Source organism: Cupriavidus pauculus, from assembly GCF_022179805.1.
Classification (GTDB): domain Bacteria; phylum Pseudomonadota; class Gammaproteobacteria; order Burkholderiales; family Burkholderiaceae; genus Cupriavidus; species Cupriavidus pauculus_E.
On the sequence record NZ_BPUO01000012.1, the window covers coordinates 138431 to 164828 of the forward strand.

Sequence of the window (26398 nt, forward strand, 5' to 3'; positions counted from 1 at the left end):
TACCCCCTTCAACTTCTGCCGCAGATGTAGTTGACGATCTCGGGCGTCAGCCAGCCCAGCGTCGCCAGCAGCACGAGCCATACCGCCAGCAGGAAATGCCAGTAACGCGCGCACAGGCCGATGCGCACCATCGTGCGCGTGCCGCTGCCGCGATCGAACGCAACGAAGGCAAAGCCGACCAACCCGCCGATCATGTGCAGGCCGTGCATGGCCGTCAGCAGGTAGAAGAAGCTACCCGCCGGATTGCCCGCCGGCACCACGTGCGCGGCATACAGCGCGGCCCATGCCCAGAGCTGCGACGCCACGAAGGCCACCGCGCCAAGCCCGCCCAGCCGCAATGCCCCACGTGCACGCGCCATTCGCCCTGCACGCGCCGCGCGGGCCGCCACGGCCATCGCCACGCTGGCCAGCGCCAGCAACACCGTCGACAACCAGACCTGCCACGGCAGCGCGATGCGGTGCCAGTCCGGGCTATCCATCCGCATGACGTACGCGGCCAGGAACAGCGTGAACAACGCGGTCACCACCCCCATGAACACCCACAGGCCGGTGCTGCCCGGTGCGCGCTGGCCATGGCCGTGCATGGCGTCGCCACCGGCGCCGCTGCCGGAGGATTCGGGGGACACGCGGAACACGCCCGCGCCAGCGTCGGCGGCAATCGGATCGGCGTTCATGCGACGGCCCCCCGGCTCGGATGCGGTTCGGGTTCGGCGCCACCGGCATCAGGCGGCGCGTTCTGGGCGATGTAGTCTTCCGCCGCACCCGGCACGCTGTACGCGTACGCCCAGCGGTAGACCACCGGCAGTTGCGGACCCCAGTTGCCATGCACCGGCGGCGTCTGCGGGGTGTGCCATTCCAGCGATGCGGCGCGCCACGGATTCGGCCCGGCCAGCATGCCGTGCCGCAGGCTCCAAAACAGGTTGAACACGAACAGCAGCTGGGCCGTGGCCACCACGAATGCCGCAATCGAGATATACATGTTCATCACATGCGCGGACTCTGGGATGAAGCTGTAGTTATCCCACGCGTAGTAGCGGCGGGGCATGCCGAGGATGCCCAGGTAGTGCATCGGGAAGAAGATCGCGTACGTGCCGACAAAGGTGACCCAGAAATGGATGCGGCCCATCGTGTCGTTCAACAGGCGGCCGGTCACCTTGGGATACCAGTGGTAGATGCCGCCGAACACCACCAGGATCGGCGACACGCCCATCACCATGTGGAAGTGCGCCACCACGAAATAGGTGTTCGACAGCGGGATGTCCACGCTGACGTTGCCCAGGAACAGTCCCGTCAGGCCACCGATCACGAATGTGCTGATGAACGCGATGGCGAACAGCATCGGCACCGTGAAATGAATGTCGCCGCGCCACAGCGTGATGACCCAGTTGTAAACCTTGATGGCCGTGGGCACCGCGATGATCAGCGTGGTGGTGGCAAAGAAGAACCCGAAGTAAGGATTCATGCCGCTCACGAACATGTGATGTGCCCACACCACCACGGACAGCAGGCCGATCGCCAGGATGGCCCAGACCATCGTGCGGTAGCCAAAGATGCTCTTGCGCGAATGCACGCTGACCAGATCGGACACGATGCCGAAAGCCGGCAGTGCCACGATGTACACCTCCGGATGCCCGAAGAACCAGAACAGGTGCTGGAACAGCAGCGGGCTGCCGCCCTTGTAGTTGAGCTGCTGGCCCATCGACACCATGGCGGGCATGAAGAAGCTGGTGCCCAGCGTCTTGTCCAGCAGCATCATCACGCCCGACACGAACAACGCCGGGAATGCCAACAGTGCAAGGATGGTGGCCATGAAGATGCCCCACACGGCCAGCGGCATGCGCAGCATCGTCATGCCCTGGGTGCGCGCCTGCAGCACCGTGGTCACGTAGTTGAGCCCGCCCATGGTGGCCGCCACGATGAAGATCAGCAGCGAAACCAGCATCAGGATGATGCCCCAGTCATGCCCCGGTGTTCCGGGCAGGATCGCCTGTGGCGGGTAGAGCGTCCAGCCAGCGCCGGTTGGCCCGCCCGGCACGAAGAAGCTCGCCAGCAGCACGATCACCGACAGGAAGTACACCCAGAAGCTGAGCATGTTCAGGAACGGGAACACCATGTCGCGCGCGCCCACCATCAGCGGGATCAGGTAGTTGCCGAAGCCGCCCAGGAACAATGCGGTCAGCAGGTAGATCACCATGATCATGCCGTGCATCGTGACGAACTGGTAATAGCGGTTAGCGTCGATGAACTCGAACTTGCCCGGGAAGCCGAGCTGCATGCGCATCAGGTTGGACAACGCCACACCCACCAGCCCCACTACGATGGCGACCAGCGTGTACTGCACGGCAATCACCTTGTGGTCCTGGCTCCAGATATAGCGGGTCCAGAATCCCTGCGGGCCGTGATGGGCGGCATCGTCGGCATAAGCCATCGTTTCCTCCTCGCCTATTTCCCGGCCTGCGGCGCCGCTCCGGCACCCTGACCCAGCGAATGGATGTAGGCGGACAGGGCCGCCACTTCCTCATCGGTCACCGGCACCTTGGGCATCACCGGCCCAAAGCCCTTCACCACCCGCGCTTGTGGATCCTGGATTTCCTTCTTCAGGAACGCATCGTCCACGGCGGCGCTGCTGCCATCGACAAACGTCTGCGTGCTGCCGAACAGCCCCTTCCACGAGGGGCCCACACCCTGCGTGCCGTCCACGCTGTGGCACGCCACGCAGCCCTTGCTCTGCGCCAGCGAGCGGCCCTGCTCGACCGAGCCGCCAGCACCCGCACCGGCCGTGGAGCCCGCGCCCGGCGCTGCGGCCGGCTGGGCCGCCTTGGCCTGCATCATCGCGAAGGTCTGCTGCCTGGCCAGCCACGCGTCGAAGGCGGCCGGCTCTTCCACCACCACGTGGCCGCGCATGTTGTAGTGGCCCACGCCGCAGAGTTGCGCGCACAGGATGTCGAAGCGGCCGACCTGCGTGGGCGTGAACCAGAACGACGTCACCATGCCCGGCACCATGTTCATGCGCGCACGGATCGGCGGCACGTAGAAGTCGTGCAGCACGTCTTTCGACCGCAGCAGCACCTTGACCGGACGATTCAGCGGCAGGTGGACTTCGGGCCCCACCACGATCACATCGTCCTGGCCGTTGGCGTCATCGGGATTCAGGCCCAACGGGTTGGTGCCGCTGACGAAGCGTGCATCGGATGTACCGAGTTCGCCGCCCTGGCCCGGAAAGCGGAACGCCCATTGCCACTGCTGGCCCACGACCTCCAGCACCATGGCCTCGCGCGGCGGCCGCACGTAGTCGGCATACACGATCAGCCCCGGCGCCAGCAGCGCCATGATGCCGATGGCGCTAAGGCCGATCAGCCAGTGTTCCAGACGTTTGTTTTCGGGCTCGTAGTCGGCGCGGTGGCCCTCGCGATGCCGGAAGCGCCAGACGATGTAGCCCAGCAGCAGGTTGATGACGATGAAGAACACGCCGGTGATGGCGAGGGTAATGAGGAGCGTGTCGTCCATCTGCTTCCAGTTGGACGCCAGCGGTGTCAGCCACCACGGGCTCAGAAAATGAAAGAGCACCGAAGCAACGACCATGATGACGAGCACGACCGCGATCGCCATGTCCCCCTCCTCTCTTACGCACGCCAAGGGAACGGGCATGAAAGGCGGGACGGGTGCGCCCGTTCACGCACGTGGAATAAGACTAGTGCATCGGTTCAGGCCACTGCAAGGCGACATGCGTGCCATCGCGCACGGCCGCACGATTGTCATGTCTCGCGTGCGGCGCAACAAAAAAGGCAGTGGAGAAGCGCGCTTCCCGACTGCCATTTCCGGCGCATGCGGGCCGCCCCTAGGCCGGCCAGGCGATGCGCGCGACTTGCCTGCTACCTTGCTCAGGCAGCGATGTCCCTAGTGCACGACATCGCGCGATTCCAGCTTCCAGTAACACAGCGCAATGCACATGCCGAAGATCAGATGGCCGACCAGCGTATGCCAGCCGCGCGCATCGACGAACCACGGAAAGGCCGCCGTCATCACGAAGAAGTTGAACAGGTAGACCACCAGCCCGAACCCGGCGCCCACCAGCATCGACATGCCAATGCTCGAATCGAGCTGGAACGGCGCGATGATGGCACAGAGCACGCAGCCCAGCACGATGCCGATCACGAAGTGGATGACCAGTGCCACGGCGACGGTGCCGACGCTGAACGTCGACGTCTGCAGGACCTCGCGCCCCATGACGATCGCCGCGATCATGCGCGTGGTGCCCCACGGATGCACGCCGGCCACCATGCTCGACCAGAACATCTCCACGACAATCAGCAACGCTCCGGCGGCCAGGCCCGATACCGCCGCGGCAGACCAGTCGGGCAAGCGGCGCACGTATTGGTGCGAATGCATGTGAAGTTCCATAGCTTCCTCCTTTCGTGACCGATGACGGCCGTCATGCGTCCAGCATAGGACACCCGAAGGGGGCAAGCCGGCCCCGTGCGTACGCGCGCGCGTTGTGCAGTGCGGCGTCCGCTTTCCTTGTGGCGCGCAAAAGAATCGCTTGAGAGACATGCGTGAAGACATGCACGACGCGCGGCTCCAGCACGCGTTTCAAACACCACGGGACAACCCCGACGCTTCCCGCCTTGTATTCGCCACCCACGGCCTATACTGGAATCACAAAGAAGCAAGACAGGAGACCGCCATGATTCACCTACAGGCGCACGATCTTGTGTTTTTGATCCCCATGGCCCTTGTCGGCCTGCTGGCAATGGGCGCGATTCCGGTGGCCGCCAAGGCACTGCGTATCAGTTGCCGTTGCGCAGGCGCGATCATCGGAGTGCTGCTTGGGGTGCTGGTGCTGGAAGCGTTGCCGCTACTGATATAGCGGTGCATTGCCCGGGCGGTGGCCCGGAAAAGCGCCTTGAGAGAGAAGGAGGCGCGATGTGATGACGTTGCTTGCAGCCTTCATGGCGGCGCTTCTGCTATTTACCGTGGCGTCCGCGCTATGGCGCTGCTGCCATCCTTGCCGCATGCGCTACACGCGCTGCGGGCGCCGGCGCATGCGCGCCGGGCTGGGCGGGGAGTTGCGGCAACGGCACTCCCATGCGCCCTGATTCTGGCGTGAAGCTCAGATCTCGATCATCGAGAAGTCGCCCTTGCTGACGTCGCACTCGGGGCAGCGCCAGTCCTCGGGAATATCTTCCCAGCGGGTTCCCGCCGCAATGCCGTCCTCGGGCCAGCCCTGTTCCTCGTCGTACACCCAGCCGCAAATCAGGCAAACCCACGTCTTGTAGGCAATCGCTTCCTGCTCCAACACTCGCTCCCGTGAAATTCAAAATGCAGTCCGGGGCGAATGATACGCGGTTTCGGCGAGGCTTCCGGCCGCGACGCTTGAGGCTTTCGTTCAAACGTCGCGGCATGGCGTTGCCGGCGGGCAACGGTTACTGGCGGATCGAGAAGTCGACGCGGTTCGGCGCGCCCTTGTCCTTGATGCCTTCGGCGGTCAGCTTGGGGGCCGTCAGGAACAGCTTTGCGTCGGGCACCTTGCCGTCACGCTCCATCGACTGCTTGACCGCCAGCGCGCGCTGGTCTGCCAGGGCACGCAGTTCGGTATCGGTCACGGGGGCGTTCTGCAGCAGCAGCTTTTCCATCTCGGCCGGCGGCAGCGACTTGTTCAGGCCGATGAAATTCGTCGGCTTCTTGAACGACTCGCGCTTGTACACCGCTTCCAGGTACTTCGGATACTCCTGCTTCGACACCGTTATCCGGGCGCCCTGCTCGCCGCCCTCGCCTTCCTCCGCCTGGTCGCCCGCCTGCGCCGAGCGGCGCAGTTCGCGGCGCTTGGCGTCGGCCACGCGCTGGTCCAGCCACACGCGGCGTGCGCCGTCGGCATCGGTGGCGGGGTCGATACGCCCGCTGATTTCCAGCCGCAGCGACGGGCGATCGTTGAGCGCCTTGCCCACGGTCTCGATCTTCTTGCGCGCCTCGTCGGTCAGCGTCGACGAACCGGGCGCGAATTCGATGTAGCCCAGTTCCTCGCCGCTGCCGCCAAACGCCGAAGCGATCAGCGAGAACGGTGACGTGATGGCCTTGGTCAGCAGGTTCACGATCACGCGCAGGATCACTCCACCGATACTGAACTCGGGGTCCGACAACGATCCCGATACCGGCAGGTTGATGTCGATCACGCCATTGCGGTCCTTGAGCAGCGACACCGCCAGCAGCACCGGCAGCTTGACGGCGTCGGGGCTGTCCACCTTGTCGCCAAACGTCAGTTGGTCCAGGTACAGGTGGTTCTTCGCGTCCAGCTTGCCGTTCTCGATCTTGTAGGCCACATCCACCGTGAGCTTGCCCTTGGTGATCGGATAGCCGGCGTACTTGGCCGCATACGGCGTCAGGCGGGTCAGTTCCACGCCAGCCGCCTTGGCCGCGATATCGAGATAGAGCTGCTCGCCCAGCGGATTGAGCTTGCCGCTGATGCTGACCGGCGCATCGTCGTCGAGCCGGCCGTCGAGCACCAGGTCTGCGGGCGTGGGGTCGGACGACGACACCTTCGACACCGAGCCCTTCATGTCGGTCAGGTTGGCCGAATAGTTCGGCTTGACGAAGAAGTCCGAGAAGTTGATGTTGCCCTTGTTGATCGTCACGCCGCCCAGCCGGATCTGCGGCTTCGGACCGCTCGACGGTGCCGCCGCCGCTGCCGGTGGCTGCGCCGGGCGTGCCTCGGGCGCGGAGGCGGGGCTGGCCTGCGTCAGGCTCGTCGATGGCGCGGCCTGGCCTTGGGCGGCGCCGCCGGCCATCACGTCCTGCAGGTTCAGCCGGCCGTTGGCATTCAGGATCACGCGCGCATAGAAGTCGTTCAGCGCCACGTTGTTGATGCCCACCTGCATCGGCCCCTTGGCATCGTTCATGTTGAAATCGATGCCACCCACCGACAGCGCACGCCAGCGCAGGAAGTCGTCGCCGGTAATGCGGTCCACGGTGCGCACATTGCCGGCAGACGCATTGCCGTTGAAGCGCACCGCCATGGGCTTGCCGGGCGGCGCGTCATAGGCGAGCTTGCCCTTGAGCGTCATGGTGCCGCTACGCAGCGCGGCATTGAAGCGGTCTGCCAGGTACGGCTGGAACGGCGCGATGTCCAGGTCGCGCAGGTCGAGCTGCAGTTGCGCGGCAGGCCCGGTCGGCACCACCTGGCCGTCGACGTTCATCACGCCCTTTCGGCCGCTTTCCGCGTGCAGCTTCATCGGCAGCGCGCCGGGCGACAGCGGCCACGTGACGGTGCCCATGGTCAGGCCGATATTGCGGAACTGATGCACCACCGGCCGGCCACGATTGGCATCGGCGGGTTCGTAGTCGGCCAGGCGCGCCTCGCCGCCATCCACCGCGATCTTGCCGACGCGCACCTTCCACCCCGGAGTGGCGGCACCGTTGGGCTGCGCGGCAGGCTTGGCCACCGCCTTCTGCTCGGCCGCCTTCTGTTCCGCGGACTCGGTGGCCCACAGCTGCGCCGATTCGAGCAACTGGCCCCGGTGGTCGCGCGTGGCGGAGATGCGCGGCTTGACCAGCGCCACCTGCCCCGCCTCGAAGGTCTGCTTGGCCAGGTCGAGCTGGATGTCTTCCAGCACGAGCTTGTCGGCATTGAGCAGCGGCAGGTTGGCGCCTTCGGTGTCCGCCACGCGGGCGGTGCGCGCCGGACGTGTGCCGCGCGTGCCTCGCCGGGTCGGCGCAGCCTTTGCGCTGTCGTCCCGCTCGCTGGCCGTGCTGGCCGCGGGTGTGGACGGCGTAGCGGGCAGCTTGACCGGGTCGCGCGTGGCCACATAGACCGGCGACAGCTCGATGCGCGACTTCTGCAACGTGAACTGGAACACCGGCTGCGACCACGCCATCGTGTAATGGAGTTCGGCATTGACGCCGGTCTCGCCAAACTGGCTACGCAGTTCGCGCGGCCACCATGCCGAGAACCCTTGCGGGCGCAGCCCTGCCGTTTCCAGCGTGCCGGTCAGCGTGCCCTGCTTCAGGCCCAGTTCGCCGGTGTGCCGGATGGTCTGGCCGTTGGCTATGGTGATATTGGCATCGAGCTTGGCCGGCTTGTCGCCGGTGCTGGCCAGGTTGGCCACATCGATATTGATAGGCCCGATGTCGAGCTTGCCGGGGCCGGACGGCGCCAGTTCATCGGCAAACCCGATCTTGGCTTCCTTGACCGTGACCCGGTCCACCGCATAGGACCACGGCACCTCCTCGGCCTTGGGCGGCGCCTGCACGCCGGCGGCCGCCGGAGCCGATGCCGATGCGGCCGGGGCGGAAGCGGCTGGAGCGGAAGCGGGTGCCGCCGGCGCGGCGGCCTTCGGCGCGGGGGAGGTTTCCGGCAGGAACGCGGTAGCCAGGTTCAGCGTACCGTCCTTGCGGCGCTGCGCCTGCAGGTCGAAACCCTCCAGTTCGATACTCTTTACGTGCGCCTTGTGCGCCAGCGGCTCCACACGGTCCAGGTCGATGGTCAGACGCCCGGCCTTGACGATCGGTGCGCCCGCGTGGCTCTGCACGTCGGCCTCGCGCAGCGTGATGGTGCCCGACACGAACAGGTCCTGCGAGTCCTTGGCCTGCCGGAAGCCGACGTTCAGCCGCGTATCGACCAGTCCGCCCTTGACCTCGGCGTCCTTGAGCTTTGGCGCGAACGCCATGTACTGGGCAATCTGCAGACCATCCAGGTTGACGTTTAGGCTGGTTTCACGCGTATCGGAGAACGGTTGCGACGTGCCCTCCAGCGCCAGCGGGGTGCCGTTGATCTTGGCAAACAGCGTGGGCCGCGTGTTGATCGTGACGTCATGCGGCAGGTTCGACAGGAACGGCAGCGTCAGCGTGAAGTTCTCCACGCGCTGCACGGTATCGCGCGGCTTGTCCTCGTAGACGAAGCCGCTGTTGGTCACCGCGATATTGCTGACCGAGAACCGGGCCGGCTTGCTGTCGGCCGGCTTGGGCGGTTGCGCGGCAAACCGGTCCTGGATATCGGCAAAGTTCATGCGGCCGTCGGCATTGCGCACCACGTGCACATTGAGCCGGTCCACATGCAGGAAGTCGACCACCGGTGCCAGGTGCCAGATCGACGCGGCCGACGTATTGGCCTCGAGCTGCCCCAGCGTCACCATCGGCGTCTTGCCGTCGGCCTCGAAAATGGTCAGGTCGTTGACCGTCGCGGCCAGTTCGAAGGGCCGGACATGCGCGCCGCCCAGCGTCACCTTGCGACCCAGCGCCTCGGTGGCGTTCTTTTCGACCAGGTATTTGATCAGCGGCGGTCCGCCAAAATAGCCGGCCAGGCCAAATACCGCCAGCGCGGCCACCACGCCGCCGGCCACGCGCAACGCCAGGCGCCGGCGCGGCGTTGCGACGGCAGCCCCTCTTGCAGCCTGGATGGAATCCTTGAAAGCCATGTCACCCCAGTAAATATGACCCCGCGCATTTCGCGCTTTGTGCCCCGGATTTCACTTGTAGTTGGATTATGGAAACGGATTATGGCAGCGCGCCGTGTGAATTAGAAATCAATCTGATCGAAAACACAGTTGAAGATCGTCGATCTGGTATCTTTACGCCTTTGCGAAGCGTCCCGTCGTGCCCGCCTGCTTACCCGCCGGCCCCGGTTCGCCAAGTTCGTGTCGTCATCCCTTCGGCCGTCTCCCTCCACGTCATCCGTGTTGCGCGCTTCGCATGTGAATGTATCCATGCGAGTCTTTTCATGTCCACCTCCAGCAGTACTGCCGGGGCCATGGGCGCGCAAGGCGGCCAAGCCGCCCGCCCACTGACCGGTCAGGATTACAAGACGCTCGCCCTAGCAGCATTGGGCGGAGCGCTCGAATTCTACGACTTCATCATTTTTGTATTCTTCGCCAAGGTAATTGGCCAGCTATTTTTCCCAGCTTCGGTGCCGGACTGGCTGCGCCTGCTGCAAACCTTCGGCATTTTCGCGGCCGGATATCTGGCGCGCCCGCTCGGCGGCATCATCATGGCCCACTTCGGCGATTTGCTGGGGCGCAAGAAGATGTTCACGCTGTCCATCCTGCTGATGTCGGTACCGACTCTGCTGATGGGCCTGCTGCCCACGTACGCGTCGATCGGCCTGCTGGCCCCGATGCTGCTGCTGGTGCTGCGCATCCTGCAAGGCGCCGCCGTGGGTGGTGAAGTGCCGGGCGCGTGGGTCTTCGTGTCCGAACACGTGCCCAAGCGCCATATCGGCTATGCCTGCGGCACGCTGACGGCCGGTCTCACGGCCGGCATCCTGCTGGGTTCGCTGGTGGCCACCGGCATGAACTCGATCTTCAATCCCCAGGAACTGCTGGACCACGGCTGGCGCGTGCCGTTCGTGCTGGGCGGCATCTTTGGCGTGGGTTCGATGTACCTGCGCCGCTGGCTGCACGAAACCCCGGTGTTCGCCGAACTCAAGCAACGCAAGGCCCTGGCCGCTGAAATGCCGCTCAAGGCCGTGGTGCGCGACCACCGTGGCGCCGTGCTGGTGTCCGTGCTGCTGACGTGGATGCTGTCGGCCGGCATCGTGGTCGTGATCCTGCTGACGCCGACGTACCTGCAAACCCAGTTCGGCTTTAACGCGCGCACGGCCCTGGTGGCCAACAGCGCGGCTACGCTCTGCCTGTCGATCGGCTGCGTGGTGGCCGGCGTGCTGGCCGACCGCATCGGTGCCCGCCTGACGCTGGGCGTTGGCGGCGTACTGCTGGCTGGCACGGCCTACCTGCTGTACACGACGATTGGCGCGCGGCCGGACCTGCTGCTGCCGCTGTACGCGCTGGCGGGCTTCTTCGTCGGCACGATCGGCGCGGTGCCCTACGTGCTGGTGCATGCGTTCCCGGCACAGGTGCGCTTCTCGGGCCTGTCCTTCTCGTACAACGTTTCGTACGCGATTTTCGGCGGGCTGACGCCAGTCATCGTCTCGCTGATGCTGAAGAGCGACAAGCTGGCGCCCGCGCACTACGTGGTGGGCGTGTGCGTGATCGGCGTGATCACCGCACTGTTCGTGCGCAAGCGCGAAGCCTGATGCGCGGGTAACGCCGTAAAGAAAACGGCAAAAAAAAAGGGGGAAGGCCAGAAGCCTTCCCCCTTTTTTATTGCGGAACCGCGCGCCGCGTCATGCCGCCCGGCGATGTTGCCGGAAGAACTGCCACATCATCCAGCTCGCGTCGGGCCCGATGTCGCTGTGATATTGCACGCTGGCGTCGCCGCCGCTCCAGGCGTGGTCGAGACCGGCCACTTCCACCAGCCGCACGACGTCGCGGTTCCAGCGCCCGAAGCGCGCTTCCCGGTAATCGCCCACGGCCAGCGGCGGCGCGTCATTGGCGCAGTCCAGCCGTTCGTCGAGCCGGTCATGGATCCCGTTGTAGGTCAGGAACTGGCGCGCCAGCAGGCGGCCATTGACCGGATTCACCGCACCGTCGGTCATGCCATGGACCACGATGGCCGGCATTTCGGGTCCCCGCGGCGCAACGCCTGCCGCATCGAGCAGCAGCGCGGGCTCGGCCTCGGCGCCGTGCTGCATGGCTCTGAGACCGGCGCCTGGATTACTGGCAGCGCCAATCACGACGCCGGAGTGCAATCCCACTGCCGCCACCTTTTCCGGATAACGCAGCGCCACCACGGCCGCCATGGCGGCGCCCGCCGACAAACCCGCCAGATAGATCTCGCCGGTACGTACGTCGGGGCGGCTGGACAGTTCGTCGATCAGCATGGCCACCGCTTGCGCTTCGCGCCCCCCCACGCCGTCGCCCAGGTCGAACCACTGCCAGCAGCGGTGCACCGAGCGGCGCAGCGGCTGCTGCGGATAGGCAACCATGAACCCTTCACGCTCGGCCAGCGCGTTCATGCGCGTACCGGCGGCCAGGTCTTCGGGGGTCTGCTGGCAGCCATGCAGCATCACCACCAGGGGCAACGCACCCTTGGCGCCAGACGGAATATAGAGACGATAGGAAAGCTGAGGCACCAGCTCACCAGGCAACGGCGCGAGACCCAGCGTATGCGACTGCCAGGCACCGGGCAGGCCGTCCGGCGCGGACTCGCCCGGGGCGGGGTAACGCTGCCGGCGTGCCGTGGGCGCCGTCGGATCGAAGCGCCCCAGCCAGGAACGGATTTGTTTCGCGGCCCGGTATTGCGAGCGGCCGATATGTCGCCACTGCGCATCCCAGGCTGGAGACAGGCTTTTGGCCATATGAGAACTCCTGCTCATCTAGGAACGGGTCCCCTCCTTGGTATTGTGCGACGCAGCATAACACAGCCCAGATGACCGATTGCCGTCAATGTCTGCAAGATGCAACATGAATTTTCGAAACAAAGTTTGGCTTGGATGCGGCCTCACCCGAATGCGGGATGGAATCCGCAAAAAACTTACGACATCTCACCGAAAGAATGCAGAACGGCGATAGGTCAGCGATGTTGGCGCACATTTATACTGCCCGAAGAAATGTCCACCGGATCGATCCGCCCCGTCGATGCCCCTTCTCCCGGCCAGTGGCAGCGCCTCCTTCTGCACGCTTTGCCCGTTTCGCACCGCATGCGCCCATGCGTGCGGCGATGCGGCATCGCGCGGTGCATTGGTACCCGGGCGGGTGAGATTGCGGGCAGGTGATGCGCTATATACACAAGGACGGCCGGTGCTGTCCGTGTTTCCGGTGCGCGCAGGTGGGCTCAAGCAGATTTATGAAACGCAGCTCGGATGGCGTCAGGTCAGCGGGTTCTTCCACCCTGGCGACGTATGCGGGCTGGAGCCCCATGAGGCCACGGTCCACGGCAGCAGCGCCATAGCGCTGCAAGACACCGAATGCTGTGCGATTCCCATCGAAGCCGTACGCCGCATCACCAACGAGCCAGGATTGCGTGCCGCCACGCTGGCGATCCTGCGCCGGCGGGCGGAGCGGCAGGCCGATCTCCTGGTCGCCATCGGATCGATGCAGGCCGCGCAGCGGCTGGCCATGCTATTGCTGGACCTGACGGCCGAACAGGCGCGCCGAGGCATCACTAACGGCGCGTTGACACTGGCAATGACGCGCAACGACATCGCCAGCTATCTGGGCTTGACGCTGGAAACGGTTTCCCGGCTGCTGTCACGCTTCCGGGCAGTCGGCCTGATCACAGTGCGCCATCGCGTGCTGCGCGTCATCGATGCCGGTGGGCTGGCCGCCGTGCACGCCGATCCGAAGCAGCTTGTGCCGCGCGATCCGGACGCGGGCTAGGCCGCGCGTCCGGCGACACCTACTCCTTGGCCACCTGCTCCCAGCCACCCGGCGCAAAGGTGCGAATGGCACCGGCGCGCGACGCCGTGCCCTTGCCCAGGTCGCGCTCGTAGAACCGGCGCTCGCTGTCGATCATGAACGAATGCACGCCCGAGTCGCCATACCGCGCCGGCCAGGCGATCAACGCGAACTTCGCGTCGCTGCCCTTGGGCGGTGCAATCACGCGGTAGCGATAGCCGTAGTACGCCTCGTCAGGCGGCACCCCGGGCCCCATCGCCAGCGCATCCGGCCCGAGCGGACTGTCATTGTCGGCTGACGCCGACGGCCAGTACAAACCGTTGGTCTTGCCAGGCGCGCTGACCAGCTGGCCTGCGTAGGCGCCCTTGCCCACCTGTTCCGCATACCGCTGCTGGGCATCAGCCAGTTGCAGCAGCGTATCCATGGCCACGATCTCGTTCCGACCGATCCGCCGCGTCTTGACTTCACGCTCGCCGGCCGCGAGGTCGAACTGCCAACCGGCCTTGCGCTTCACGATTGGCACCGGGAACGTCCAGCCACTACTGCCCACTTCCACATCCGCGACGTTGTCACCGTCCTTGCGGATCGCATGGTGATCGGCCCAGGCGCCGAGGAAATCGTAGATGTCCTGCTGGTCCAGTTGCGGCGGCACGATCTTTTGGAACTGTGCGCCCAGCACATGCTTGAGTGCATCGGTATCGCTACGTGCCACGCCATCGCCCAGTGCATCCATGGCGGCTTCAGGCGAAGCAAATACCTGTTGGGCCATTGACGCGGCCGGTACGGCCAGCAGCATCCCACCCAGCAGTGTGGCCGAGGTCAGCGCACGCAACGCCTGGCGCACCGCGCTCATTCCGCGAAATCTCTGGTTGCGCTTCATCGTTACCTCCGCCCGTGACCACCGAAATGACCGCCGCCACCACCGCCGCCACCGCCGAAATGGCCGCCTCCGCCGGCGTGCCCGCCTCCACCTCCACCTCCCTGAAAGCCACCGCCGCTCGAGCGCTGGGGCATCGACCTCTGCTGTGATGCGCCTGCCGTGTGCTGCCCGCCGCCGCTGCGCGCAGTCTGCTGGCGCATGCGATCGCCATTGCCGGCATCGCTGAAGGCGTTGTTGCGGTTGCTGTCGCGCGCACGATTACGCGCTTGCGTCTGGTCGGCATGCTGACGCTGAGTGCCTGCCGAACGCGGGTTTTGTCCCGCCTGACGATTGACGCCCGGCGACCCATGCCCGGCAATCGACTGACCAGTCCGGCCTTCGAACGATTGCGCGGCACGATCACGCGCGGCGTCACGCTGGCTTGGCTGGCGTTGCACGCCCCCGCCACCCTGGCCCGGGCGCTGCTGGTTCTGCACGCCCCCGCCACCCTGCCCCAGGCGCTGGCCACCGGCCTGCGACCGATTGGCCAGGCCCTGCTGGCGTTGCGCATCGAACCGGTTGGCGACGTTGGCATTGTTGTACGGTACGTTGCCGCGATTGGCCGGGTTGTGCTGCCAGTTCACGTTGGACCGGTTCACGTCCAGCCGCTGGTTCACGTTGATGTTGTTGTAGCGGTTGACGTTGATGTTCACGTCATGCGAGCCCCAGTTGAATCCGCCCCACATCGAATTCACCGCAGCCACGCCAAGCCCGAAGCCAATGCCGGCAATCAGCGACGTCGCGAACACCGATCCCGGCGGCGGCGGATAGTAGTAGGGCGGATACGCGGGATACGGCCAGGTGCCATAGACCACCGTCGGGTTGTACGACGGCACGTACACGACCTGCGGATTGGCGGGTTCGATCTGGACAACCGTCGTGCCGCCGCTCTGCTGCGTCACGACTTTCTGCTGCTCGGTGGTCTTCAGCGTGCCCGCTTTCTGCGCCTCCACGCGCAGGCGCTGCACCGAATCCATGACGTCGTCGGGCTGCGCCAGGAAGGCATCGCCAACGGACTGCACCCACTGCGGCTGACGCCCCATCAGGTCCATCACCGATGGAAACGCCACGAGCGACTGCACGCTGGGGTCCCACGATTCACTGGCCACCGCCTTGGTGGCAGCGTCCCCCGACAAGCTTGGATTCGATTTCGACCACTGGGCGGCCGCAGCCACGTCGGACGGATACGTCGACGCCATCAGCACCTGCGACAGCAACGCATCGGGATACAGCGCGACCGGGGCCATCAACTGGTCCAGGTGCGCGCGGTCCAGCTTCTCCTGGGCCAGCGCGCCGCCGGCGGCGGCCAGCAGCGTCAGCCCGAGCATCCAGGCCAGGAATCGTCGCATGCGCAACATGATCGCTCCATCAAAGACGAAAAGGGACCACCACACCTGCTTTCCAACGCGAGCTCGCGCGCTGCCCGGCCCGGAAGACTTACTTGCGTGCCTGGGCGCACTCCTGCCGGTAGGCTTCCTGCAAGCGCTTGCGCTCCGGCTCGCGCTCGAGCGTGGAGTACTTGCGTCCATCGGCCGTGGTGACGCTCGACTGGCCCTGCGACCACTGCGGCCCGCTGGGCAATGCATTGATCTTGTCGAGCAGTTGGCGGCAGTAGTCGCGCTGCGAGGTGGCGGCCGTGCCGCCCGGGTCGTCCACCGTTGACGTGGCGGGATCGAGCATGCGGGGAGGTGGCGGCGCAATCATCGGCGTGGACGGATTGATAGACGGATTCGTCGATGACGTGCCCTGGCCGTGGGCGGCGAACGCGACGATGCATGCAGCTGCAGCGATAGCTGCGAAAACCTTTCTCACCAGGAAAACTCCAGAATTCGTCGGCAACGCCAGCGGTTGCCGCGAGATGGTTTCCGGCTCGCGCCCGGCCCGCATGGCGTCATGAATCCGCCTTGCCATTGCCGCGCCTGCCGGTACGGTTGCGCAGCAGCTCAAGTTGCAGCAGCGCATCCGCAAGCATACTCTTCAGACGCACATTTTCTTCCTCAAGCTGCCGCAGGCGGCGCGAATCGGCGACGTCGCCATGGCGCGTCTGCCCGTACCGCGCGCGCCAGCCGTAGAACGACGCATCGCTGAAGCCATAGCGCGCGCAGAGTTCCCGCACGGGCACGCCATTCGCGGCCTCGGCCAGGTACATGCGGATCTGCTCCTCCGAATAGCGTCTGTTCACCGATGCCTCCGCTCGCGGGCCTCACCCATGCGGCCGGCGCAACGCCTCGCCGGTTCATGCCGGTAAGGTAGCCCAGCGCCTGCACAAAAGGAATTCAGTGTCTTCGCGGTACGAGTTAAGCAAATTGAATGAAAGCATCGGCATGGTCAGCCAGGCTGCAAACCGCGCCCACGCAAGGCGCGTCCCCCGTACGGGTCAACCGCAACCGCCTTCGTCAAATTTCGTTTTTCCAACTTGGAATTTTCTGATTTCCAAGCATTCGCGAATCGCTCGATTCAAACAGTTTCAACGCCGCCATGGCCTGCGCGCGTGGCATCGGGCTTGCAAGGCGCATTGCCCGATCAGGGCCATTTCATGCGGGTTTCCGCCTTGTATTGATGTACAAACAAGGCGCCTTGACGACGGACGTGACAAACACGTGAATGCACGCCGTTCTAGTACTTTCCAAAATGTTGTATTAAGATTTCTTCGCATCAACTAAATTTCAAACGCCTGCACGACGCCCCTCACTGGGGACACGCTGACAGGCGTCCGGCAGTTCCTCACCAGCAACGGTGATGACCGCGACTGCCGGGCCCGGGCCTGAGGAAGAGGAGCCACTGCCGTACCGCGCATGCCTTCGATGCACCGTCGAAGAAGCGCGGCGATTGTCGATGTATTCACGTGCATGGACATAAGGTGGCATTGCCCGGGCGTACAAAATTCTGGTCCCGCCCGTTGTCGTTTCAAGCTGTATGGATCCAAGGCGCTGCCTGGCCATGTTCATCGCCGGCACCGCCGCAGTCTCACAGTCGCGGAGTTACAGAGCTTCATCACAACAAAAATCAGAAGTCTCGGATCGGGAGAAGTCAGTATGCGGCACGTCAGTACCAAGCTATTGCATGTGTTCGTCCTGCTTATGGAGTACCGCGATCTCAGCGCGGTGGCGGCCTGCACCCAGGGACGCATTCCAACGGTGGCCTACAGTCTGGCCCGCTTGCGCGAGATCACCGGCGACGCGCTCTTCGTCAAACGCAACGGCGCGCTGGAGCCGACGCCGCATGCACTGCGGCTCGAGCAGACCGCCCGGCAAATCCTGGCGCGCTGGAACCAGTTGGTGCAACCGCAGGATCACAATGCACCGGCCGCCGGCAACGGCAGGCGCATTTCGATAGGCTTTTCATCGTCGATCGGTGATCCCGTCATCACAGAAATCCTCACCGCGCTTTGCGAGCGCTTTCCGCACGACAGCTTCATCACGCGCCCGGTGATCGCCGATGCCTCGCTGGGCGACAGCCTCGATGCGGGCGACCTCGACTGCGCATTCGTGGTCGACGGCGCCAACGTGCCGGACAGCGTCGTCCCACACAGCATCCTTGCCACGCCGCGACGTCTGGTAAGCGCCACGCGCGGCGGCACCAACGACGAGGCCGAGACCGACTGGATCCTGCTCCAGGAGGATTGCGAGGCCAGCAGTCCGCTGCACGCCTTCCTGGCGCGGCGGGCCACCACCCCGGGCCATCGGGAAACCGTGGTGCCGTCGTGGCATACGCAGGTCACGCTGCTGCATTCGGCGGGCGGCATCTGCCCGGTCCTCGATTTCAACGTGCCGCTGGTCACGCGCGACCGCAAGACGCGGCTGCTGGCCCCGCCGGCCACCTTCCCCGCCTGGGCGGCGCTGCACTTCTGGATGCCGCAGCGCGCGGCGGATCGAACCGCGCTGCGAGAAATCATGGACGTGGGCACCTCGGTACTGCGCGATCCCCTGAAGGCCATCGACAGCCGCCGCCACGCACAGCAGCACGCCCGCCCCCTGGCCGTGGCCTGAGCCCGCGCCGGCACGCACTTCATACCCGCATGGCCCCGCGATGACCTCATCGCGGGGCCATGTGCATTTTTGCTGCGCAAACTCACGACTCTGTCGTGCATTTTGCGAATCCTCTCACTCCCATCCTCGACCGCCCGGATTACCCTCGCGATGCATTGCGGTGATGCGGATCGTTGCCCGTTAGATCCACGTCGTCGCATGCGCGCAGTTGCTGCGTGATTGCGCCGCACGCCCTCCCGCGTGCGGCGCCTTTTTCAGGCCAACGGGAAGCCGAACGCTAAAGAGACACGTTTACAGGACAGGAGTCGATGGATGACGTTGAGGATCTTGCTGGCCGACGACCGCCCCGTCAAAACGGCGGCGATACAGGCCAGGGTGCAGTCTCAGACTGGCTGGGAAGTCTGCGGGGAAGTGGGGAGCGCCACCGAGCTGATGCTGCAGGCCGACGTGCTGCGGCCAGATGTGGTGGTCACCGACTTTCACATGCCAGGCCCGGCCGAACTCGATGGCGTGCGGCTGATCACGGCGCTGCGCCGCAGGTATCCGACCATGGCCATCGTGGTGCTGACGATGATCACCAACCCGCTGGTGTTGCGCACCATTTTGGACGTTCGCGTTCAGGGATTGCTGCTCAAGGACAGCCAGCTTGCCGAGTTCGTCTCGGCCATTGCACGGGCGCAGCGTGGCTACACCTATATTAGCAAGTCCGCCTTGCGCGCCCTGGCACCGACCGAACTGCGCACGACCATGCCCATCGGCCGCGACGGCGCGCAGCGGCTGTCGGCGCGCGAGATGGAAGTGCTGCGGCTGTACCTGACCGGGCGCACGGTGACCGAGATTGCCGCGACGCTTTGCCGCAGCGTCAAGACCATCAGCAGGCAGAAGAACTGCGCCATGCACAAGCTGGGCGTGAGCAACGACCGCGAACTTTACGAATGCGCCGCGCTGCAGGGCATGGTGCTGCCACAGGCTGCTGACGATCGATACCGCTCGCTATAATCGGCCACGCCGCCTGGACCTGCTGTATCCGTCGCCGCTTGCCGGCCTGCCCAACGCCTTGCCTAAGCTCATGTCGCCATCGTCTTCTTCCGTTGTTTCCCAGGCGCGCGCCGTACCCGCGTTGATGATCGCCGCCCCGGCCTCGGGCCAGGGCAAGACCACGGTGACCGCCGCGCTGGCGCGGTTGCATGCGCGGCAGGGGCGCCGCGTGCGTGTGTTCAAGACCGGGCCGGATTTCCTGGATCCGACGCTGCTGGCGGCGGCCAGCGGCGCGCCGGTTCAGTCGATCGATCTATGGATGACCGGCGAAGCAGACGCCAGGGCGCGCCTGGCCGAAGCGGCGATCGACGCGGACCTGATCCTGGTGGAAGGCGTGATGGGCCTGCACGATGGCACGCCGAGCAGCGCCGATGTGGCACGCCTGTTCGGATTGCCTGTGCTGGCCGTGGTAAAGGCCGGTGCCATGGCGCAGACCTTTGGCGCCATCGCCTATGGGTTGGCGCACTACGGCGAGCCCTTCCGCAAGATGCACGTGCTGGCCAACGGCGTTGGCAGCGAGCGGCACGCGGGCATGCTGCGCGACAGCCTGCCGCCCGGCATCGCGTGGGCTGGCGCGCTGGCGCACGATGCCACGGCCAGCCTTCCGGAGCGGCACCTGGGGCTGTTCAGCGCCGACGAACTGCCCGATCTCATGACCCGCCTCGACAGCCTTGCCGATGCGCTGGCCGCCCTGCCGCTTTCGCATCTGCCTGAACCGATGGCGTTTCCGTCCGCCTGCATTCCCGCGCCGCCCAGGTTGCTGGACGGCAAGCGCATCGCCATTGCACGCGACGACGCGTTCCGCTTCATCTATCCGGCCAATATCGAAACGCTGACGGCGCTCGGGGCGCATGTGGCGTGGTTTTCGCCGCTGCGGGATCAGGCCCTGCCGGCCTGCGATGCGGTATGGCTGCCCGGTGGATATCCCGAGCTGCATGCCGGCGCGCTGGCGGCCAACACGGCAATGCGCGACGCGCTACGCGATGCGCATGCACGGGGCGTGCCGATGCTGGCGGAGTGCGGCGGCATGATGGCGTTGTTCGAAAGCCTGGTCGACAGGGAGGGCGTGCGCCACGCGATGGCTGGATTGCTGCCGGGTACGGTGACCATGCAGCGGCGGCTCGCCGCGATTGGCCATCAGGCCGTTGCACTGCCGCCTACCGGCGCGGTGCTGCGCGGCCACACGTTCCACTATTCGAGTGCGGCGTCGACGATGGCGCCGGCAGTGCGGGCGATGTCACCGCGCGAAGGCGGTCCGACGGAAGCGGTGTACCAAGTGGGTAGTCTCACCGCGTCGTACGTGCACTTCTACTTTCCGTCGAATCCCGCCGCCATTGCGGCGGTGCTGGGCGCGCCGGCCTAGCGGGCGGCGCCCAGGAGACTCAGGCCGCGTCGCGCTCGGTGCGCGCCACGGCTTCGGCGATGCCGGCCTCAAGTTGGACCAGGCCCTTCGACAGGTTGTGCATCGTGGTTTCCGACACGCCCGCGAGCACGTCCTGCAGGAACTCGGCGCGGCGCGGCAGCGCCTGGTCGACGATGCCGCGTCCGGCTTCGGTCAGCGTGACGTTGGTCATGCGGTTGTCGCGCTCGCTGGTTGAACGTTCTATCCAGCCCAGCTCCTGCAGCGTCTTGAGCTGGCGTGTCAGTGCGCCAGGGTCCATGCCCACGCGGTCGGCCAGCGGCTTCTGCGCGATCGGGCCTTCATGCCCGTGGAGGGCAAACAGAATGCGCCAGCGCGGCAAGGGATGCCCGATACGCTGTTCGAACGCCGCCGCATATGCGCGGTAGGTACGTCCGAACTGTTGCAGCACGGCCAGGCTTTGTCGCTCCAGTTCCAAATCGAGTCTCCAGTTTGCAGTATCAGTCCGCGGCCATCGCAGGCTCATGCACCCGCGTCAGCTTGATGGGCGGCACGCGTCGTACACGCCATATGCCAATCAGGGCCGCGACGGCTGCCAGTAACAGTCCGAGGTGGATGGCACCTACCAGCGACACTCGGGCTTGCTCCAGCAGCAGGGCTCCATTGTGCCCTGCATTGTGCAGATGGGTCAGTAATTCCGCCTGTGCCGCCTTGTCGATCAGGATTTGCGGGTCGGTCATCCGGGATGCCCAGTCCGACGCGTTGGCCGATGTCAGCGCCGTCGTCACGCCAGCCGTGTAGCTGCGCGTCACCAGGGTACCCACCAGCGCCGTGCCGACCATGCCACCCACCATGCGCAGTGACTGCAACATGGCTGTGGCAATGCCGAGGTGCGCACGCCCTGCCGTCTGTTGCGCGAACACCGTCAGGTTGGGCAGGACAAACCCCAGACCCAGGCCAGCGCACAGCATGATGGCCAGCAGCACATTGTGATGCGTTCCACGCGTCACTTGCGACAGCGCAAGCAGCGCGATCGCCAGCAACGTGAAACCTGCGTAAAGCATGCCGTTCGGTTGGGGAATGCGCGTGATGATCCGGCCGTTGACGATGCTGCCGATGGTGATGCACACCACCAGAGGCGTTACCAGCAGGCCCGCTTCCTTCGGCGAATAGCCAAATCCGCCCTGGAACAGCAACGGCGCATAGAGCAGCAGCGCGAACATCGTGAAGCCGCCCAGCACGCCCAGCACGAACAGCGGGGCCAGGGCCGGGTTGCGGAACATGTCGAGCGGCAGGATCGGGTTTTCACAGCGGTGCGACCACTGCCACAGTGCGACGAAGGATGCACATGACAGCACCATCAGGCCGATGATGACCAGGTCCAGGCCACGCTCGGGCAACCATTCGACCGAAAGCTGCAGCGTTCCGAGCCCTGCCGCGATCAGCAGTGCGCCAAGCCAGTCAATGCGGACCGGGCCCGTGTGCTGCTGCGGACGCAGGTGCGGCAGGTAGCGCCAGGCGAAGACCAGGCCCAGCAAGCCCACGGGCACATTGATATAGAAGACGGCACGCCAGCCAAACCATTCGGTCAGTACGCCGCCCAGCGACGGCCCAACCGCGTTGGCCAGCCCGAAGGCCGTGCTCATCATGACCTGCCAGCGCAGTCGCACATGGGGATCGGGGAACAGATCGGGAATGCAGGCAAAGGCCGTGCCCACCAGCATGCCGCCGCCAATGCCCTGCAGTGCGCGCGCCGCCACCAGGAACGGCATGTTCGTGGCCATGCCGCACAGCACCGATGCCGCCAGGAAGACGACGATCGAGGCCAGCACGAATGGCTTGCGGCCGTAGTGGTCACCAAGGCGCCCGAAGATCGGCACCGTCACCACCGAGGTCAGCAGATAGGCCGTGGCCACCCACGCGTAGAACTCGAAGCCTTGCAACTCGGCCACGACGGTTGGCAGCGCCGTGGCCACCACGGTCTGGTCCAGCGCCACGAGCATCACCACAAACGCGATGCCGAACATTGCCAGCAGGGACTCACGAAAAGGGAGAACCTGCCCCGACTGTGCCCGATCCTGCATCCGTCCTGAATCCGCCGCCATTTCTATTGCCCAATCAATAATTGCGTAATCAATGAATTAGGAATTATAGGCTCACGAATCCGGTCCTGCTGGGAATTTTGATTCTTCACCATGCCGCACTGGTATCGGTGCGATCATTGCTTGCAGCATGCAGCACCGCTCCCCCAGCCAACAGGAGACAGCATGAAGCCAGTGACTTTGATCGGCGCCCCCACCGACGTTGGCGCCAGCATTCGCGGGGCATCGATGGGCCCGGACGCGCTGCGCGTGGCCGACATCGTCAGTGCGTTGGGGCGCAACGGGCTGGAGGTCAGGGACCTTGGCAACCTGAGCGGCCCCGGCAATCCGTGGCAAGCGCCGGTCGACGGCATGCGGCATTTGCGAGAGGTGCTGGCATGGAACGAACAGATCTTCGAAACCGCCTACGCAACCTTGTCCGCCGGCCACCTGCCGTTGCTGATGGGCGGAGACCACTGCCTGGCCATCGGATCGGTCAGCGCGGCCGCGCGCCATTGCCGCGAAACGGGCAAGCGCCTGATGGTGCTGTGGCTCGATGCGCATGCCGACGCCAACACTGGCAGCACCAGTCCCACCGGCAACATCCACGGCATGCCCGTGGCGTGCCTGTGCGGCGATGGCCCGGCACCGCTCACGGCGCTAAGCGGCGTCACGCCAGCCGTGTCGGCGCGGCAGATCCGCCAGGTGGGCATCCGCAGCGTCGATGCCGAGGAAAAGCTGCGCCTGCGCGAACTGGGGCTGACGGTCTACGACATGCGCTATATCGACGAAAACGGCATGCGCCAGACCATGGAGCAGGCGCTGTCCGGCATCGATGCCAACACGCACCTGCACGTCAGCTTCGACGTGGACTTCCTCGACAGCCAGATCGCCCCCGGCGTGGGCACGCCCGTGCGCGGCGGCCCAACGTATCGCGAGGCCCATCTGGCCCTTGAGATGATCGAGGACACCGGTGCGCTGGGCTCGCTCGACGTGCTCGAACTGAACCCCGCCCGCGACGTGCACAACCAGACGGCAGAACTGGTGGTGGAGCTTCTGGAAAGCCTGTTTGGCAAGTCGACCCTGTAGTCACGATGCCGCCGTGGCCGGATACCGGAACGGCTCGCACCCCGTATCGCGGTAGTACACGCGCTCGCCAGCCACGTAGGTCGCGCGCACGGCGCGGTCGTCGCCCAGCGTCATCAGCACGAAGAGCTGCTCGACGATGTCGTTGCAGAACCCGCTACGGAATTCCAGCAATGGCGTGGCCTTGCGGTCCAGCACCACAAGGTCGGCATCGAACCCCGGCGCGATCGTGCCGATCGTGTCCTGCAGGCACAGCGCCTCGGCGCTGCCACGCGTTGCAAGATAGTAGGCCTGGATTGCATTGAGCCGGGTGCCGTTCATGGCCGCCACCTTGTACGCCTCGTTGAGCGTCTGCAACTGACAGAAGCTGGTGCCGGCGCCAATATCGGTGCCCAGCCCCACACGCACGGGCCGCGCGGACTGCTTGGCATCGAACAGCCGGAACAGCCCGCTACCCAAAAACAGGTTCGACGTGGGACAGTGCGCCAATGCGGCGCCGGTCTGGTGGCATAGTGCTAGGTCCTGCTCGGTCAGGTGGATGCCGTGGCCATAGACCGAGCGGTCGCCAACGATCCCGGCATGCGCATAGACGTCGAGATAGCTTTTGCGATCGGGGAACAGCGACATCACCCAATCGATCTCGTCGAGGTTCTCGCAGAGGTGGGTCTGCACGTAGGCGTCGGGGTGCTCCTTGCGCAGGATGCCGCAGACTTCGAGCTGGGCCTCGGTGCTGGTGGGCGCAAAACGCGGCGTGATGCAGTAATGCTGGCGCCCCCGCCCGTGCCATCGGCCGATCAGCGCGGCACTGTCGCGATAGCCCGACTCGGCCGTGTCCAGCAGCGCGGGCGGCGCGTTGCGGTCCATCAGCACCTTGCCGGCAATCATGCGCGTGTTGAAGCGGTTCGATTCCTCGAAGAAGGCGTCCACCGATTGCAGATGTACCGTGCAATAGACCACCGCCGTGGTGGTCCCGCCGCGCAGCAACTCACGCAGGAACACCCCCGCCACCCGCCTTGCATGCTCGATTTCCGCGAACTGCTGCTCGGCAATGAAGGTGTACTTGTTGAGCCATTCCAGCAACTGCTCGCCGAACGCCGCCACCATCTGGGTCTGTGGATAGTGGATATGGGTGTCGATGAAGCCCGCGCTGACGATCGAATCGGGATAGTGCACCACCTCGGTCCCGGCGGGCAGCCGCTTGCCCACCACGCCGGCCGGCCCGAAATCGATGATGCGGCCACCGTCGATCACGATCATCGCGTCGGGCTCGTACACCAGGCAAGTGGCGGGGTCCTGCAGGAACGGGTCGCCGCGAAACGTGACAGCGGCGGCATGGATGGCGGAAGTGGCCATGTCTAGCTCCTCAATGCTCGTCGTCCGAATCCGCCGCCGGCGCGGGATAGGATTCGCGCATGAACAATGCCAGCAGCAGCGCGATCACCAGGGCCGCGATGATCGGCAGCGCCGCGTACTGGGCCAGCGCCAGCGTGTGGGCCTGCAGCCCTTCGGCCTCGCCCATCGCCACACGCGCTCCGGGCCGCGCAATCATGATGCCGCCGGCGATGAACGCGAGCCCGTTGACGAAGGCGGCGGACGTGCCGATCAGCTGGGGCGAAACGACATCGGCGGCGCTGCTGAATGTCAGCATATGCGCGGCGTTGGCAAAGCCAAAACAGAAACTGAGCACCATCAGCAGCCAGACCGGCACGCCGGGCACATAGAGCGTCACCGCCGCGCAGATCAACTGGATTACGCAGCCGACGATGATGGGCAGCTTGCGGCGATGCAACCGGTCAGACCAGGCCGGCTCGATCAGGCAGCCCGCCGCCAGCCCCAGCCACAGCCACAGCAACGACGCACTGAAGGCCGCCGCCTCTGTCGACGCGCCACGCACCAGCATCAGCTTGGGCATCCACACCACGCCAGCCGCCAGCAGGCTACCGAACAGCGCGGCGCAGATCAGCGCCAACACCCACACGTGGCCGTTGCGCGCGACATCGAACAACGCGGCGATCACCGATTTGATGAACGCGACGGCCCCCTGGTTCGATGCCGGCACCGGCACCGGGTTGCGCAGGTAGATGAAGGCCAGCACTGCCAGCACGATGCCGGCCGCGCCCACGTAGTTGAACAGCGTCCGCCATTCCACGTGTTCCAGCGCAAACTGCAGCGCGTTGACCGAGAACGCCGATGACAGCGACGCGCAGAATTGCACCAGCCCGAACATGAGGTTGAACTTCGCCATGCCGAACCACTGCCCGCCGATATAGCCGCCTCCCACGAATCCCGTGCACGCTCCCACGGCCATGACAAACTGCGACAGCACCAGCATGCCGAAGCTGCCGGCATTGGCGAACAGGAACACGCCCGCCATCACCAGCACGACCGATATGGGCAGTACGCGATGGGCGCCCAGGCGGTCGAGCAGCGCACCACCAAAGAACTGGCAAATCGCAAAGACCCAGGTGTAGACCGCGGCTATGGTGCTGATCTGCGTTACGCTCAGCGACACATCGCGCGCAATGTCCGGATTCACGATCGAATAGCCGGTCTGCACGCTGAACAGGTAGATCACGAACAGGACGGAAAGCGCCCACACCCACCAGGCTTGGGCACCCCCCGTTTGGGTCGGCCGCACTGCTGAAATCGATGCGGATTGCGTCTGTGCCATCGTTCGCCTCCTCGATGCGTTGAGCATGGAT

The 26398-nt window shown here is 65.3% G+C and carries 22 protein-coding genes; 7 read left to right on the forward strand and 15 right to left on the reverse strand.

The genetic code is table 11. The features are described 5' to 3' along the window. Nucleotides 1-8: 8 nt before the first annotated feature. The 4 genes from MFF62_RS23025 to MFF62_RS23040 form a co-directional block, all read right to left on the reverse strand. Nucleotides 9-674 (reverse strand): cytochrome c oxidase subunit 3, encoded by a 666-nt coding sequence (locus MFF62_RS23025; protein ID WP_404990823.1) that lies wholly within the window; start codon nt 672-674, stop codon nt 9-11. After that, nucleotides 671-2428 carry a cytochrome c oxidase subunit I gene (locus tag MFF62_RS23030; protein ID WP_238265422.1) on the reverse strand — a complete coding sequence of 586 codons (1758 nt, stop codon included), beginning with the start codon at nt 2426-2428 and terminating at the stop codon, nt 671-673. The genes MFF62_RS23025 and MFF62_RS23030 overlap by 4 nt, the downstream gene beginning before the upstream one ends. 14 nt (nt 2429-2442) lie before the next feature. After that, nucleotides 2443-3609, reverse strand: a complete 1167-nt coding sequence (locus MFF62_RS23035) for a cytochrome c oxidase subunit II (protein ID WP_238265423.1) — start codon at nt 3607-3609, stop codon at nt 2443-2445. A 288-nt stretch (nt 3610-3897) separates the two neighbouring features. Further along, nucleotides 3898-4401 (reverse strand): hypothetical protein, encoded by a 504-nt coding sequence (locus MFF62_RS23040; RefSeq protein ID WP_238265424.1) that lies wholly within the window; start codon nt 4399-4401, stop codon nt 3898-3900. Between the two features lie 283 nt (nt 4402-4684). On the opposite strand from MFF62_RS23040, the gene MFF62_RS23045 reads away from it, so the two are divergent. Beyond that, nucleotides 4685-4867 carry a hypothetical protein gene (locus tag MFF62_RS23045; RefSeq protein ID WP_066736414.1) on the forward strand — a complete coding sequence of 61 codons (183 nt, stop codon included), beginning with the start codon at nt 4685-4687 and terminating at the stop codon, nt 4865-4867. Between the two features lie 243 nt (nt 4868-5110). Here MFF62_RS23045 and MFF62_RS23050 read toward each other — a convergent pair whose 3' ends face one another. Together MFF62_RS23050 and MFF62_RS23055 are read right to left on the reverse strand one after the other, a co-directional pair. After that, nucleotides 5111-5296 (reverse strand): rubredoxin, encoded by a 186-nt coding sequence (locus MFF62_RS23050; RefSeq protein WP_238265425.1) that lies wholly within the window; start codon nt 5294-5296, stop codon nt 5111-5113. Nucleotides 5297-5423: 127 nt separating this feature from the next. Then, nucleotides 5424-9407, reverse strand: a complete 3984-nt coding sequence (locus MFF62_RS23055; RefSeq protein ID WP_238265426.1) for a DUF748 domain-containing protein — start codon at nt 9405-9407, stop codon at nt 5424-5426. 302 nt (nt 9408-9709) lie between these two features. Between MFF62_RS23055 and MFF62_RS23060 the strand changes: the two genes are divergently transcribed. Further along, entirely contained in the window at nt 9710-11020 is a 1311-nt protein-coding gene (locus MFF62_RS23060) for an MFS transporter (RefSeq protein ID WP_238265427.1), read from the forward strand. Between the two features lie 90 nt (nt 11021-11110). Here the strand turns inward: MFF62_RS23060 and MFF62_RS23065 are convergent, their stop codons facing one another. After that, nucleotides 11111-12184, reverse strand: coding sequence for an extracellular catalytic domain type 1 short-chain-length polyhydroxyalkanoate depolymerase (locus MFF62_RS23065; protein ID WP_238265428.1), 1074 nt, complete (start codon nt 12182-12184; stop codon nt 11111-11113). A gap of 397 nt (nt 12185-12581) precedes the next feature. Between MFF62_RS23065 and MFF62_RS23070 the strand changes: the two genes are divergently transcribed. Continuing rightward, nucleotides 12582-13205 carry a Crp/Fnr family transcriptional regulator gene (locus tag MFF62_RS23070; RefSeq protein WP_283205369.1) on the forward strand — a complete coding sequence of 208 codons (624 nt, stop codon included), beginning with the start codon at nt 12582-12584 and terminating at the stop codon, nt 13203-13205. A gap of 19 nt (nt 13206-13224) precedes the next feature. On the opposite strand, the gene MFF62_RS23075 is transcribed toward MFF62_RS23070, so the two are convergent. The 4 genes from MFF62_RS23075 to MFF62_RS23090 form a co-directional block, all read right to left on the reverse strand. Continuing rightward, nucleotides 13225-14103 (reverse strand): DUF2950 family protein, encoded by an 879-nt coding sequence (locus MFF62_RS23075; protein WP_404990824.1) that lies wholly within the window; start codon nt 14101-14103, stop codon nt 13225-13227. Nucleotides 14104-14105: 2 nt separating this feature from the next. After that, complete coding sequence (locus MFF62_RS23080) at nt 14106-15500, reverse strand: DUF3300 domain-containing protein (protein ID WP_238265430.1); 1395 nt, start codon at nt 15498-15500, stop codon at nt 14106-14108. Nucleotides 15501-15579: 79 nt separating this feature from the next. Then, nucleotides 15580-15954 carry a hypothetical protein gene (locus MFF62_RS23085; RefSeq protein ID WP_238265431.1) on the reverse strand — a complete coding sequence of 125 codons (375 nt, stop codon included), beginning with the start codon at nt 15952-15954 and terminating at the stop codon, nt 15580-15582. A 79-nt stretch (nt 15955-16033) separates the two neighbouring features. After that, the gene (locus tag MFF62_RS23090) at nt 16034-16324 is read right to left on the reverse strand and encodes a transposase (RefSeq protein ID WP_283205370.1); all 291 of its coding nucleotides are present in this window, start codon (nt 16322-16324) and stop codon (nt 16034-16036) included. An 853-nt stretch (nt 16325-17177) separates the two neighbouring features. On the opposite strand from MFF62_RS23090, the gene MFF62_RS23095 reads away from it, so the two are divergent. The 3 genes from MFF62_RS23095 (at nt 17178) to MFF62_RS23105 (ending at nt 20532) form a co-directional block, all read left to right on the forward strand. After that, nucleotides 17178-18131, forward strand: coding sequence for a LysR family transcriptional regulator (locus MFF62_RS23095; RefSeq protein ID WP_238265457.1), 954 nt, complete (start codon nt 17178-17180; stop codon nt 18129-18131). Nucleotides 18132-18443: 312 nt separating this feature from the next. Then, nucleotides 18444-19130, forward strand: coding sequence for a response regulator (locus tag MFF62_RS23100; RefSeq protein WP_238265433.1), 687 nt, complete (start codon nt 18444-18446; stop codon nt 19128-19130). Nucleotides 19131-19200: 70 nt separating this feature from the next. Further along, entirely contained in the window at nt 19201-20532 is a 1332-nt protein-coding gene (locus MFF62_RS23105; protein ID WP_238265434.1) for a cobyrinic acid a,c-diamide synthase CobB, read from the forward strand. A gap of 19 nt (nt 20533-20551) precedes the next feature. Here MFF62_RS23105 and MFF62_RS23110 read toward each other — a convergent pair whose 3' ends face one another. Beyond that, complete coding sequence (locus MFF62_RS23110) at nt 20552-21007, reverse strand: MarR family winged helix-turn-helix transcriptional regulator (protein ID WP_238265435.1); 456 nt, start codon at nt 21005-21007, stop codon at nt 20552-20554. Nucleotides 21008-21029: 22 nt separating this feature from the next. Beyond that, nucleotides 21030-22613 carry an MFS transporter gene (locus MFF62_RS23115; protein ID WP_238265436.1) on the reverse strand — a complete coding sequence of 528 codons (1584 nt, stop codon included), beginning with the start codon at nt 22611-22613 and terminating at the stop codon, nt 21030-21032. A 183-nt stretch (nt 22614-22796) separates the two neighbouring features. On the opposite strand from MFF62_RS23115, the gene rocF reads away from it, so the two are divergent. Next, the gene (gene rocF / locus MFF62_RS23120) at nt 22797-23699 is read left to right on the forward strand and encodes an arginase (RefSeq protein ID WP_238265437.1); all 903 of its coding nucleotides are present in this window, start codon (nt 22797-22799) and stop codon (nt 23697-23699) included. Here the strand turns inward: rocF and guaD are convergent, their stop codons facing one another. Together guaD and MFF62_RS23130 are read right to left on the reverse strand one after the other, a co-directional pair. Next, complete coding sequence (gene guaD / locus MFF62_RS23125; protein WP_238265438.1) at nt 23700-25049, reverse strand: guanine deaminase; 1350 nt, start codon at nt 25047-25049, stop codon at nt 23700-23702. It lies immediately after the preceding gene. 10 nt (nt 25050-25059) lie between these two features. After that, nucleotides 25060-26367: an MFS transporter gene (locus tag MFF62_RS23130; RefSeq protein ID WP_238265439.1), complete on the reverse strand. Its 1308-nt coding sequence runs from the start codon at nt 26365-26367 to the stop codon at nt 25060-25062. Between the last annotated feature and the right edge of the window lie 31 nt (nt 26368-26398).